Source organism: Nonomuraea sp. NPDC052634 (genome assembly GCF_040678535.1).
Taxonomy (GTDB): Bacteria; Actinomycetota; Actinomycetes; order Streptosporangiales; family Streptosporangiaceae; genus Nonomuraea; species Nonomuraea fastidiosa.
On sequence record NZ_JBFATY010000001.1, the window covers coordinates 2212843 to 2225158 of the forward strand.

The window sequence follows — 12316 nt, forward strand, 5'->3', positions numbered from 1 at the left end:
GCTAACGGACGGTAGCCGCAACACCGGTCATGGCGGCCGGGAATCGGCTCCGACGTGCGAACGTCGCAGCGCGGGGACACGCGCCGACACAGCGTGACGACGTATTCACGGATGTCTGTACGCGCCGTAAAGTGACAGGATGACTGTCGTGATCAGGCGGCCGGTCCGGCCCACGACGCCCGCCGGCGCCGTGATCGCTCAACCCACGAGGTTCCCGCGCGCGGGACGCGTTCCCATGCCCATGCAGCCGCACGGCTGACGCACGACAAGGACCCCTATGTCACAGATCAGTCCCCCCGGCCCCGCGGAAACGGGGAGTGACGGCCAGCCCACCCTTAAGCGGGTGATGGGCCCCGGCCTGCTGCTGCTGTTCATCGTCGGCGACATCCTCGGCACCGGCATCTACGCCCTGACCGGCCAGGTGGCCGGGGAGGTGGGCGGCGCCGCGTGGCTGCCGTTCGCCGTCGCGTTCGTCGTCGCGCTGATCACGGCGTGCTCCTATCTGGAGCTGGTCACGAAATACCCGGAAGCGGCGGGCGCGGCGCTGTACGTCCATAAGGCGTTCGGCAAGCACCTGCTGACCTTCCTGGTGTGCTTCGCGGTGATGTGCTCCGGCATCACCTCGGCCTCGGCGGCGTCGCGGGCCTTCGCCGCCAACCTCGCCACCGGGTTCGGCCTGGAGGTCGGCAACACCGTCATCCTGCTGATCGCGATGGCGTTCATGCTGCTCGTCCTGGCCGTCAACCTGCGCGGCGTGGGCGAGAGCGTCAAGCTCAACGTGGTGCTCACCGCGATCGAGCTGTCCGGCCTGCTGCTCGTGATCGTGCTCAGCCTGTACTTCATCACCGGCGGCGAGGCCGACTTCTCCCGGGTCGTGGCGTTCGAGACGCCCGAGGACAAGAGCGTGTTCCTCGCGGTCAGCGCGGCCACGTCGCTGGCCTTCTTCGCCATGGTCGGCTTCGAGGACTCCGTCAACATGGCGGAGGAGACCAAGGACCCGGTCAAGATCTTCCCGCGGATGATGTTCACCGGCATCGGCATCACCGGGCTCATCTACGTGCTGGTGTCCATCTGCGCGGTCGCCGTGGTGCCGGTCGGCGAGCTGGAGGCGAGTGAGACGCCGCTGGTGACAGTGGTGGAGACGGCGGCGCCCGGGGTGCCGATCGGCGAGCTGCTGCCGTTCATCTCGATGTTCGCCGTCGCCAACTCGGCGCTGATCAACATGCTGATGGCCAGCCGCCTGCTGTACGGCATGAGCAAGCAGGGCGTGCTGCCGCCGTTCCTGTCCAAGGTGCACCCGACACGGCGCACCCCGCACGTGTCGATCGTGTTCACCACCGTGATCGCGCTGCTGCTCATCGCCTACGTCTCGCTGGTGCCCGACAGCCCGGTCGTGGCGCTGCTCGGCGGCACCACCTCGCTGCTGCTGCTCGCGGTCTTCGCGCTGGTCAACGTCTCCGTCCTGGTGCTGCGCAGGGAGGACACGGGGGTCGAGCACTTCAGAGCGGGCAGCGTGCTGCCCGTCATCGGCACGATCACCTGCCTCTACCTCGTCCTGCCGTGGTCGTCCGGCCGTCCGGCGGGGCAGTACGAGATCGCGGGCGTGCTGCTGGCGATCGGCCTGATCCTCTGGGCGATCACCTGGTGGTCGCATAAGAGAGCCTCAGAACGGACATGAGTGGGCCGCCTTCGGAGCGGCCCATTCCCACCCGGGGCCGCGCCGTTGAAGGCGGCCCCGTTTTCCGTCCGGGGCCGCGCCGTTGAAGGCGGCCCCGTTTTCCGTCCGGGGCCGAAGTCTCCCGCCGATTCCCCCGGGACCCCACCGGGTCCACCCGAGCTGCGGACATCGGCGGGCGACCCCGGTGCGCTTACCGGGCCGGTGGGACGGCGGCCAGGTTCACCACCCGTAGTCCGTCGCCCTGCTCCCAGAAGATCACCCCGTCCCCTCCCGACCACTCGCTGAGCGGCTCGAAGGAGACGAGCCGGCCGGCGTCGGCGTCGTACACGCCGGCGTACCCGGGGAAGAACCGGTCGCGGTAGGACTCCCCGTGCAAACCCTTGACCACCCGCGCGTCACGGCCGTCCGTCCGCTGCACCACAGTGTCCTGCCCGCGCTGCCCCGCGCACCAGGTGGCCCGGCAGCGCAGCCCTTCGACCCCGCGCGCCGCCCGGATCGTCACCTTCTTGCCCGTCTCAAGGTTCACCAGGCGGGTGGCGCTGTGCTTGAGGGCGAGCGGCTCGTCGGTGGCCCACGGCCAGCCGGCGAGCTGTAGCCCCGCCGACCTGGGCACCTTCTTCGCCGCTCCCCCGCCGATGGGCATCCGCCACACCCCGTCGAGCGGGCTCGACCAGATCACCTGATCGCCCGCCAGCTCCAGCCGATCGACGGAACGGCCCTCGGCGCGGCCCACCCGCCGCGCCTGGCCGGTGCCGCGCAGCGGCGCGACCCACACCCAGCCATCGGTCAGCCAGGCGGCGTGCTCGTCATCGACGGTCAGCGCCGTGATCTCGCCGGACGGTGTGGCCACCGTCGTGAACCGCCCGGTGGTGACGTCGTAAACGCCGATCGTGCCGCGGTTTTCCCTGGCCAGCAGCCGTGTGGCGTCGATGGCGGCCAGCGGCCGGTAGGCCGCCGGGACGGTGACCATGGCGCCCGGCCACACCCGCTCGATCTCCCTGCCCGGCCTTACCGCGTCCGGCCCCTGCGTGAGGCTTCCGTCCGGCCATGACGCGCCGTCCCTGCCCGGACCCGGCGTAGCGTCTCCCTCCGGCCCAGACGCCGTGTCCCTGTCGGGCCGCGGCGTGCGGCCGAGGTTCGCCTTGTCCCCGTCCGGCCCTGGCGCGGACTCCCTGCCCGATCCCGGCGTCTCCAGCCCTGATGCAGGGACCGCCGTGCTCGGGGTTTCCGTGCTCGGGGCTGCCGCGCTCGAAGGTGCCGCGCTCGGGGCCGCCGCGCTGGGGGCCGCCGCGCTGGGGGCGGCGGTGCCGCCCGCGCCGGGTCCGGGGATCGGCTGGGGCGGGGACGGCCACGCGGTCACCACCGCCCACCCGAGCGCGAGCGCGCACGCCGACGCCAGCACGGCCCCCGTCCGGCGGCGCCGCCGGTCCCGCCGTCGCGCCGCCAGGGCGGCGAGCAGGTCGTGCTGCGGAGCCCGTTCCGCGATCGTCCGCAACGCCTCGGCCAGCCGCTCCTCAGCCAGCCGATCATCGACCGCCTGATCATCGGCCGCCTCGTCATCAACCAGCCCGGCTTCGATCAGCGGCCCTTCGACCAGCGACCCCTCGACCAGCGGACCACCGAACAGCGGGCCCTTGGCCAGCGGACCACCGAACAGCGGGCCCTTGGCCAGCTCGGCCCTATCCAGCTCGGGCTCGGCCAGCCCAAGTTTGGTCAGCCCGGCCTCGGTCCGCTCGACCCTGGTCAGCCCGGCCCCGCTCGCCTCAACCTCGGCCGACTCGGCCCCGCTCAGCCCGGCCCCACTCACCCCAGCCCCGGTCGTCTCGGCCCCACTCACCCCAGCCTTGATCGACTCGACCTCGGTCAGCCCGGCCCCACTCACCTCAACCTCGGCCGACTCGGCCTTGGTCGGCTGCTTGGCCGGGCGCTCATCGTCGGTTCTCATGCCTGCCTCCCCGACAGTGCCCGTGCGCGGGCGCGGAGTGTGGCGAGCGCGCGGGACGCCTGGCTGCGTACGGTCGCCTGGGAGATCCCGAGGATCGCGGCGATCTCACCGTCGCCGAACCCCTCGTGGTAGCGCAGCACCAGCACCGCCCGTTGCTTCGGCGGCAGAGCGCGCAGCCGCTCCCAGACCTCCCGCAGGTCCTCCTCGTCCTCCCGGACCGGCGACGGCACCTCGTCCGTGAGCTGCTCCCGCCGGCGGCGCCGCCACCACGTCACGTGCTGCCTGGCCATGATCGTGCGGACGTAGCCCTCCGGGTCGTCCTTCCTTCTGACCCGGCGCCAGGTGGAGTTCAGCTTGAGCAGCGCCTCCTGCACCAGGTCCGCGGCGTCGTCGGCGTTTCCCGTCAGCACGAGCCCGTACCGCAGCAGCGCCGGCCCCCTGGCCCGGACGAAATCCTCGAACTCCACCTCCCAGGGACGCCCGGGCCGCGGCTTTCGTTGCAAGAATCTTCGCGGGCGTCAGGCGACCCTGGTGTAGACGAGGGTGAAGTCGTGCCGCCACGGGCCGCCGTTCTCCGACGCCTCCCATGCGCCCTCGATCGTCTTGCCGTCCGCCGAGATCGTGCCGCGGTAGCGCTGCGCGAAAGCCGGGTCGTCGCGCCAGATGCGCAGCTCGCCGTCCTCCAGGGTCAAGAGGTAGTCGCGGGTGACGCCGCGCGAGTCGTACAGGTGCTGCACGAACACCTCCGGCCGGTCGCTCAGGCCGATGACACACATGCCGTCGGGGGCGTCGGGGTGCTCGTTGGTGTAGGTCTGAATGAGGAAGTGCCGCCGCTCCATCCAGGTGAACGTGGTGCGCCCGCGTCCGACGATCTCGGGGCTGCCGGGGCCGAAGAAGCCCGGCTCGAAAATGGAGGCCGTCTCCCACTCCCCTACCAGCACGTCCAGCCGGTCGAGTGCGGGCGATCGGTCGGACGGCACGTCGGCGGGGGCTGCCTTCTGCTCACTCATGGCGATGATTCCTCTCGTCATGCCGGATACGTCCTTGCCACCGTGTTGACTCCCACCGAGCACGAAACTCATCGCCGGCGTGTCGCACCACCGCACTCCCTCGCCGCCCCAGAAGCACGACCGCGTACCCGCAGGAAACCGTGGGGCGCGCGTGCGTGTCCGTCGGTGCATGCGCGAGCCCGGGCGCCGCGTTACGCGGGGCCCGGGCTCGGGAGCCGTGAGGCTCAGGGGTTTCGGCGGTTTATGGTCAGGCGGGGATGATGTTCTCCGCCTGCGGGCCCTTCTGGCCCTGTACGACGTCGAAGGACACCTTCTGTCCCTCAGTGAGCTCGCGGTAGCCGCTGCCGTTGCTGACGATGTTGGAGTAGTGGGCGAAGACGTCGGCGCCGCCGCCGTCCTGGGCGATGAAGCCGAAGCCCTTTTCCGAGTTGAACCACTTCACGGTGCCTGTCGCCATGTCGATCTCCTTAGAAATGCGCAGATCAGACGGAATCCGCACTTTGCGGAATCCGTGTCGCCACGATGTGCCCATCCGGAAATGACCGGCGAACAAAAAATGCGCCTGATAGCAATCTGTCAGGCGCACACAAAGTCTTTTATGGGAACCACAACTGCAACGCCGCCAGGCTAGCACAGCAATCCGGGATTGACGCTTGAGCGCGCCGTCTCTTTTTCTCGGGCCTGACGGTGAAATTACCTGGTTTGCGGTGCTTTTCTGAGGGGTACAGGGCCGCCCGTCCGTGCGTCCGTGCGTCCGTGCGTCCGTGCGTCCGTGCGTCCGTGCGTCCGTGCGTCCGTGCGTCCGTGCGTCCGTGCGTCCGTGCGTCTGCGCCCCCTGCGCCCCCTGCGCTTCCACGCCCTCACCCTCGCCCCTCGCGCCCCTGCACGCGGCGTTCTTTGCGCCCTGCGCCTTGTGCCCCCACGCCTCGCAGTCCGACGCCCTTGCGCGCTTGCGCCTCGCGTCCCTACGCCTCGTGTCCGAGCGCCTCGCACCCCAACGCCCCACAGGGCCAGGCGGTCGCTGCCAGCAAGGCGTGAGCGCGGACCGCTTCGGCGAACGGGGAATACGGGTTGATCTCCAGGGCCCGGGTGAGGTGCGTACGGGCCCAGGCAAGGTGCCCACGGGCGTACTCGATCTCACCCCGGTGATAGGAGAACAACGCGTTGCGGCCACCGAGCGCGGCAGCGCGAGCAGCGTAGCGCGCTGCCTCAGCGTGACGGCCGGCTCGTGTGAAGTACCCAGGCGAGGGCGTCGGCCGGCTCGCTCTCGGCCGAGCCGGCCTGCTGCCGGAGTCGTTCACCCACCCGTCCCGCCCCGAAGGACAAGTCCTCCCCGCGCCGTCACGCGGTCTCCGCCAGCAGGGCGCGGGCGCGGACCGCCCCTCCGGGTGAGAAGTACGGGTTGATCTCCAGGGCCCGGGTGAGGTGCGTACGGGCCCAGGCAAGGTGCCCACGGGCGTACTCGATCTCACCCCGGTGATAGGAGAACAACGCGTTGCGGCCACCGAGCGCGGCGGCGCGAGCAGCGTAGCGGGCGGCCTCAGCGTGACGGCCGGCCCGGTGGAGGGCCCAGGCGAGGGCGTCGGCGACTTCGACGGCCTGCCGTCGCGCCCATTCGAGCCGCAGGTGGCGTACGGCGGTGCGCGGGTCGCCGTGGTCGGCTTGGAACACCCCGATGGCGTAGTGGTCGGTGGCGCCGTTGGCGGCCAGCACCTTGTGGTGGGCCACGAACGCGGCGTACTGCTGCCGGGCGCCCGCATGATCGCCGAGGTGGTCGAGCAGCTCGCCGTACTCGACGGCGTAGGCGGGCGAGCGGGCGACGGCCGCGGCGTAGTCGCGGCGGGCCTGGTCGTGGTCGCCGAGCGCGGCTTCGGTGCGCGCCTTGCCGGCCCGCGCGGGCACGTGGCCGGGGTCGGCCGCCAGAGCCAGCGTGTACGCGGCCCGCGCCGCCGACGGGTCGCCCTCGTCCCAGGAGAGGTCTGCGAGCTGGCATTGGCAGGAGGCGTATTCGGCGGGGTCGGCGGCGAGGCGGCAGGCGCGGCGCAGCAGCTCGCGCGCCGGGCCGACGCGGCCGCGGAGGTGTTCGATGCGGGCGGCCCTGCTGTAGGAGGCCAGGTCGGGGCGGCCGTCGAGCATGCGGCGCAGGGCGCGTTCCGCCCGGTCGTACTGGCCGAGCTGGAGGTAGGCGTCGGTGAGCACGCCGTAGAGGGCCCAGCGGTGCGGGGCGGCGGCGCGGGCGCGTACGGCCCAGCGGACCGCGCCGGTGTGGTCGTGGCGGGCGTTGGCCAGCTCGCCCATGCCGATGACGGCATCGACGGGCGGCCGGCCGCCGGCTCCGAGCCGCAGGGAGCGTTCGAGAGCGGCCTCGGCCTTGGCGTGGTAGCCGGTCTCGGTGGTGCGGCGGGCCTGCTGGAGGTACATGTGGCCGAGGTTCGCCCAGACCGCCGCGTCGCGGGGGTCGCGGCTCAGCCGGCGCCGGGCGGCCTCGATGGTGACCGCCGGGTCGTACGACGCACCTGCCGAGGGCCCGGGCTGCGGCGGCTCCTCATCGCGTATGACGCCCGTGGGGGTGTGCGGGGCGAGCAGGAGGCCGCCCAGCAGCACGCATCCCAGCAGGGGCAGCACAAGCCGTACGCGTTTCATCTGTTCGAGGTGTCCTCGTGAGGGGGATGGCGGAGGGGGGACTGCCGGTCAGAACGGCAGTATCGGGGCGGGCCGCGCCGAGGTGCGCCGGATGGCGTCGTTCACGAGCTTGATGCCGCGCAGGCCGGGCGAGGTGCCGGCGGGGACGGGCCGGCTGGGCGCGCCCTGCCAGGCGATGGCGATGTCGGCCCAGTGGGCGCCGCCGCGCAGGCGGGTGCCGAGCTCTCTGTTGAGGTCGTCGGCCCAGCTCTGGTGGAGGGTCAGGGCGACCTTGCGCGGCCCGACGCCGCCGCCGTGCCGGACGAACGTGCCGGGGTCGAGCGCCTGCCGGAGGCTGAAGGTGGCGAGGGTCAGCTCGCCGCGCGGCCTCGACTCGCCGTTGACGGTGGGGGTGGCGAGGATCGCGCTGCCGCCGCCAGTGGCGAAGAGCATGCGGAAGGTGTCGATCTCGTACGTGACGCCGACCTCGTCCTCGGTGAAACGGAAGCCGCCGGGGTGGCAGATCCGCCCGCTGGGCGTCTCGATGGTGTCGTAGCGCTCACCGACGGGCATCCACAGCGCCCTGCCGCCGTCGACCGGCTCGACCGGGCCGAGCGCCGAGAACCCGATGCCGGCCCTCTTCAGCTCGTCGACGAACGCGGCCGAGAGCGTCACCTTCGCGCCGCCGTCCCTGGACAGGTAGCTGCCGACCTGCCCGTACGCGAGACAGCCCGTGTCGGGGCGGACGGCGGCGGCGGGCTGGACGGCGAGCAGGACTGCGGCCAGCGCGGTGCCGCCGGCGACAAGGGACGCACGGGTCAGGCGCATGCGTGGTGCTCCTTCGGGGGGAAGCGGGGGGACGGCGCCGGGAGTGTCCGCACCGGCGCACGCTTTTGATTACGGTGAGTAGTTATACCACCGCGTTACGGAATCGCGGGCCGGGTTTTCCCAGCTCCCCGCGCCTTCCGCGCACGGCGAAACCCTCCCGGATCGATACGGCCACACCATCCGCCTTAGTGTTGATGAAAATCAATATGCTGCGAGCCACCAACGACTGCTGACCGGCCAGTGGTCTAGATCACGTGGATGAAAATCAATGTTGAAACCCCTCTGCCGGAGGCCGGAGAGTGCCGGTATCAGAGGAGGTTTCACGTCATGAACAGCACCACCGCGCCGGCGGGCAACGGGCAGGGCATCGACGTGCCCAGAGGACTCAGCGGCGTCGTCGTCACCGAGACGCACCTGAGCGACGTCCGCGGCCGTGAGGGCTTCTACCACTATCGCCAGTACTCCGCGATCGAGCTCGCGGAGAAGCGGACGTTCGAGGACGTCTGGCATCTGATGCTGCTCGGCACGCTGCCGTCCGGCGAGGAGCGGCGCCGCTTCCTGGAGCGCACGCTTGCGCTGCGCCGCGTCCCCGACGCGCTGCGACCCGTGCTGCCCGCCCTGGCCGCGCCGGACGGCGGGCCGCTGGACGCCGCGCGCAGCGCCGTGTCGGCGGCGGGCGCCATGCTCGGGATGAAGCCGCTGTACGACCTCTCCCCCGAGCGCCGCCTTGACGACGCGCTGCGGGTGAGCGCGCTGATGCCGACGCTGCTGACCGCGCTGCACCGGCTCTCGCTCGGCCTGGAGCCGGTCGAGCCGCGCGACGACCTCGCCTACGCCGCCAACTACCTCTACATGCTCACCGGCGAGGAGCCGGACCCCGCGCACGCCAGGGCGATCGAGCAGTACCTGATCTCCACCGTCGACCACGGTTTCAACGCCTCCACGTTCACGGCGCGGGTGATCGCCTCGACGGGCGCCGACCTGGCCTCCTGCGTGGTGGGGGCGCTCGGCGCGCTGTCGGGGCCGCTGCACGGCGGCGCTCCCAGCCGCGCCCTGGAGACGCTCGACGAGATCGGCACGCCCGACCGCATCGACTCCTGGGTCCGCGAACGCGTGCTGGCCGGCGATCGCATCATGGGCTTCGGCCACGCCGTCTACCGCACCGAGGACCCGCGCTCGCGCCTGCTGTCGGGCATCGCGCGGAGCTTCGGCGGCGAGCTGGTGGACTTCGCGCACGAGGTCGAGCGGCGGGTCGTCGAGATCCTGGCCGAGCTCAAGCCGGGCCGCGAGCTGCACACCAACGTCGAGTTCTACGCGGGCGTGGTGATGGAGCTGTGCGGGGTGCCGCGCTCGATGTTCACGCCGACGTTCGCCGCGGCGCGTACGGTCGGGTGGTGCGCCAACATCCTCGAGCAGGCCGCCGACCGCAAGATCATCAGACCGGCGGCGCGGTACGTGGGCGCCACCCCGCCCCAGCCCGTGCCCGCCTGAGCAGCCGCAGGACGCTCATCGCGCGCCGCCGGAGCGTGCCGTTGTGCCCCCGCAGCGGCGCGCGGTAGCCTGCGCTCGGGTGTCCAACTGCTGGTACACCCGTGGTTTGGTCGAGTGAGGTGCTGGTGGTCACGGGTAGGGTACTGCGGTTCGATCAGGTTCGGGGTTACGGGTTCATCGCGCCGGATACCGGCGGCGCCGACGTCTTCCTGCACGCGAACGACCTGCTGGACGACAAGCACGCGCTCAGGCCCGGGACCATCGTGGAGTTCCGCCTTGAGGGCGGCGACCGGGGGCTGAAGGCGTCCGACGTACGCATCGTCGGTCAGCGGGGCACGACCGCCCACACGCAGGGCTCCTACGCCGGCTCCCACGAGAGCGGCGGCGACGACCTGTGCGAGGTGCTGTCGGAGTCGGAGTTCAAGCGAGAGATCACCGAGCTGCTCATCACGACGGTCCCGACGCTGACGGGCACGCAGATCGCGGCCATCCGGCAAGAGCTGTCGTCGCTCGCCAAGAGCTACAAGTGGGTCGAGAGCTGAGCCCAGGCCGCCTCACGTGCCGCTGAGCGCCCTGAACCGTTCGTGTGCGGCCTGCTTGCTGATGCCCATCGCCTCACCGACCTCCGCCCACGACGCGCCACCCGCCCTGGCCGCGGTGACGGCCTGATCGAGGAGCGTGCGCTGCCAGCTCTCGACCTGCGACAGCAGGGTGAGCGCGGCGAGCGGCCGCTCCCCCGCCAGCCGTACGATCTCCTGGCACAGCAGATCCGACTTGACCACCAGCCAGTTCGGCGGCGCGGCGGCGATGAGGGCGGCCGCGTGCTTGCTCCACCACCGGTACTCGGCGTCCTTGAGCCCCTCCTCCGTGGGCGGGAGCCGGCGGCGGTCGGTCCATCCGCACGAGCACGAGGCCCGGTATCCGACGAAGGTCTTGGTGAAGACGGGTGAGGTCGGGGCGGCCTGGCCGTCGGGGAGCACCGGGGCGGCGAAGCCCTCGTGGCCGGGGATGTCAGGGGAGCGGAAACTCATAGTCGTCAAGAATCCCTGACGATTTCTCTCCGCGCAACTCGATCTTGTACGTGCTCAGCGGCCGGGCAGGCGGCGGGCCAGCTCGGCGTACACGCGTTCCCACTGGTCCTCGAGGTAGAAGTGGCCACCGGGGAAGAGCTCCATGTCGAAACCGGCGGTGGTGTGCCCGGCCCACGCGCTCGTGTCGTCCCGCGTCACCTTCGGGTCCTCCGTGCCGAGGAACGCGGTGATCGGGCAGCTCACCGTCGCCTCCTCCGCGCACCGGTAGCGCTCGACGGCGCGGTAGTCGTTGCGCAGCGTGGGCAGCACGATCGAGACGAACTCGGCGTTGTCGAAGGCGGGCGCGACGGCCGGGTTCAGCGCGCGCACCTCGGCCACCAGGCCCGCGTCGTCCAGGCGGTGCACGCCCTCGTCACGCGAGCGGGACGGCGCGCGCCGGCCCGAGGCGAACAGCCGTACGGGCGGGGCCTGGCCCTCCCGTTCCATGATCCTGGCAACCTCGAACGCGACCGTCGCCCCCATGCTGTGCCCCAGAAAGGCGATCGGCCCTTCCACCGGCGCGGACGTCAGCGCCTCATGGATGCGCTCGGCCAGCACGAAGATGTCGTCGATCATGGGTTCGCCGAAGCGGTCCTGCCGCCCCGGATACTGCACGCCCAGCACCTCGACGGACTCGTGCGCACACCGGGCCAGCGGGGTGAAATAGCCGGCGGCACCACCGGCGTGCGGGAAGCACAGCAGCGTGACCGCGCGCCCGGGAGCCGGGCGCAAGGAGCGGATCCACAGCTCACGGTCGGCGGCGGCGCGGGCGGGCATGTCGTCCTCCAGGCAATGGGGTTGAATCTCAGCGACCACCCAATCATTAGACGATCTACCTAAACAGTGCTCGCCTAGAATGAAGCCATGATCGGCCCGGCCCCGGTGTCCACGTGATCGAATCCATCCTCCCCCCGCAGGTCGTCGCGGTCGAGTCGCGCGACGACGACGATCTCGACGGCGTGCTGTTCCCCGAGGAAGAGGCCCTGGTGGCCCGCGCCGTCGACAAGCGCCGCAAGGAGTTCGCCGCGGCCCGCATCTGCGCCCGCAGGGCGCTCGCGCTGCTCGGCCGTCCGCCTGCGCCCATCCTGTCCGGATCCCGCGGAGAGCCGCTGTGGCCCGACGGCATCGTGGGCAGCATCACCCACTGCGCCGGCTATCGCGGGGCGGTGGCGGCCGTACGGTCCGAGGTGGCGTCCATCGGGATCGACGCCGAGCCCGACGGTCCTCTGCCCGACGGGGTGCTCGACGCGGTCGCGCTGCCCGAGGAGTCGGTGCTCGTACGGGAGCGGGCCGGGCAGGACGGCGTGCACTGGGACCGGCTGCTGTTCTGTGCCAAGGAGGCCGTCTACAAGACGTGGTATCCGCTGACCGGGCGGTGGCTCGGCTTCGAGGAGGCTCGGATCGACCTCGTCGCCGACCCGGCCCCGGCGGTGGTGTCCGGCACAGAGTCCACCCCTGGGTCCGCCCCTGGGTCCGCCCCTGGGTCCGCCCCTGCGCCCGCCGCTCAGCCCGGCGGCGTGCGCGGCAGCTTCAGCGCGCGATTACTCGTCCCGGGGCCGCAGCTCGGCGGGCGTACGCTCCAGGACTTCTCCGGACGCTGGCTGGCGGCCGACGGGCTGATCCTCACCGCCATCGTCCTGCCCTGGGACGACGAGAAGACCGGCGGCTGAGC

12 protein-coding genes are annotated in these 12316 nt (G+C 71.5%); 4 read left to right on the plus strand and 8 right to left on the minus strand.

Translation table 11 applies throughout. The features are described 5' to 3' along the window. The first annotated feature begins 346 nt into the window (after positions 1–346). The gene (locus AB0K67_RS09970; protein WP_364057533.1) at positions 347–1678 is read left to right on the plus strand and encodes an APC family permease; all 1332 of its coding nucleotides are present in this window, start codon (positions 347–349) and stop codon (positions 1676–1678) included. Between the two features lie 190 nt (positions 1679–1868). On the opposite strand, the gene AB0K67_RS09975 is transcribed toward AB0K67_RS09970, so the two are convergent. The 6 genes from AB0K67_RS09975 to AB0K67_RS10000 form a co-directional block, all read right to left on the minus strand. Then, a complete protein-coding gene (locus AB0K67_RS09975; protein WP_364055831.1) occupies positions 1869–3623 on the minus strand; it encodes a hypothetical protein in 1755 nt (584 codons plus the stop codon). Beyond that, a complete protein-coding gene (locus AB0K67_RS09980; protein ID WP_364055834.1) occupies positions 3620–4090 on the minus strand; it encodes a SigE family RNA polymerase sigma factor in 471 nt (156 codons plus the stop codon). Before AB0K67_RS09980 ends, AB0K67_RS09975 begins: the two co-directional genes overlap by 4 nt. Positions 4091–4141: 51 nt before the next feature. Then, on the minus strand, positions 4142–4633 hold the full coding sequence (locus AB0K67_RS09985; RefSeq protein WP_364055837.1) for a hypothetical protein: 492 nt from the start codon (positions 4631–4633) through the stop codon (positions 4142–4144). 247 nt (positions 4634–4880) lie between these two features. Then, a complete protein-coding gene (locus AB0K67_RS09990) occupies positions 4881–5090 on the minus strand; it encodes a cold-shock protein (protein ID WP_364055840.1) in 210 nt (69 codons plus the stop codon). A gap of 884 nt (positions 5091–5974) precedes the next feature. After that, positions 5975–7276, minus strand: coding sequence for a tetratricopeptide repeat protein (locus tag AB0K67_RS09995; RefSeq protein WP_364055843.1), 1302 nt, complete (start codon positions 7274–7276; stop codon positions 5975–5977). 48 nt (positions 7277–7324) lie between these two features. Further along, a complete protein-coding gene (locus AB0K67_RS10000; RefSeq protein ID WP_364055846.1) occupies positions 7325–8083 on the minus strand; it encodes a hypothetical protein in 759 nt (252 codons plus the stop codon). 327 nt (positions 8084–8410) lie between these two features. On the opposite strand from AB0K67_RS10000, the gene AB0K67_RS10005 reads away from it, so the two are divergent. Together AB0K67_RS10005 and AB0K67_RS10010 are read left to right on the plus strand one after the other, a co-directional pair. Further along, on the plus strand, positions 8411–9574 hold the full coding sequence (locus AB0K67_RS10005) for a citrate synthase/methylcitrate synthase (RefSeq protein ID WP_364055849.1): 1164 nt from the start codon (positions 8411–8413) through the stop codon (positions 9572–9574). A gap of 125 nt (positions 9575–9699) precedes the next feature. Next, positions 9700–10116 carry a cold shock domain-containing protein gene (locus AB0K67_RS10010; RefSeq protein ID WP_364055852.1) on the plus strand — a complete coding sequence of 139 codons (417 nt, stop codon included), beginning with the start codon at positions 9700–9702 and terminating at the stop codon, positions 10114–10116. A 12-nt stretch (positions 10117–10128) separates the two neighbouring features. Here AB0K67_RS10010 and AB0K67_RS10015 read toward each other — a convergent pair whose 3' ends face one another. After that, a complete protein-coding gene (locus AB0K67_RS10015) occupies positions 10129–10605 on the minus strand; it encodes a hypothetical protein (protein ID WP_364055855.1) in 477 nt (158 codons plus the stop codon). 54 nt (positions 10606–10659) lie between these two features. Further along, positions 10660–11460 carry an alpha/beta fold hydrolase gene (locus AB0K67_RS10020; RefSeq protein WP_364055858.1) on the minus strand — a complete coding sequence of 267 codons (801 nt, stop codon included), beginning with the start codon at positions 11458–11460 and terminating at the stop codon, positions 10660–10662. 74 nt (positions 11461–11534) lie between these two features. Here AB0K67_RS10020 and AB0K67_RS10025 point away from each other — a divergent pair, with 74 nt between their 5' ends. Beyond that, complete coding sequence (locus AB0K67_RS10025) at positions 11535–12314, plus strand: 4'-phosphopantetheinyl transferase superfamily protein (protein ID WP_364055861.1); 780 nt, start codon at positions 11535–11537, stop codon at positions 12312–12314. Positions 12315–12316 lie beyond the last annotated feature (2 nt).